The sequence below is a fragment of the Streptomyces sp. P9(2023) genome (assembly GCF_032436795.1).
Classification (GTDB): Bacteria; Actinomycetota; Actinomycetes; order Streptomycetales; family Streptomycetaceae; genus Streptomyces.
This window is the reverse complement of record NZ_JAUPWM010000476.1, coordinates 1-272: the sequence shown is the minus strand read 5'-3', so window position 1 is coordinate 272 and position 272 is coordinate 1. Positions and strand designations below refer to the sequence as shown.

Below are 272 nucleotides of genomic sequence, written 5' to 3'. Positions count from 1 at the left end.
AGGGACGCCTTTTGGTGGTTACAAAAAATCCGGTATCGGCCGAGAAACCTACAAATCAATTTTGGATGCCTATACCCAAGAAAAAAATATCTATCTTCATTTAGACGAGTGATATTTCTGACGGTATCAGATATCGTCAATGGCACCACTGCAATATACAACAGCCGCTTATCAGATAATCGGCTGTTTTAGGATGTCTGATAAATTTTCAAGTCACAAGAAAATCAAAAGTTGGGGTTCACCTTAAAGGATCGATCATGCGACTCATCAAG

1 protein-coding gene is annotated in these 272 nt (G+C 39.3%); it reads left to right on the top strand.

From position 1 onward, the window contains the following. Window positions 1–112 (top strand): aldehyde dehydrogenase family protein (locus Q5762_RS38435; protein WP_315896954.1); only part of this gene is annotated, 112 nt, incomplete at its 5' end. Window positions 113–272: the final 160 nt, after the last annotated feature.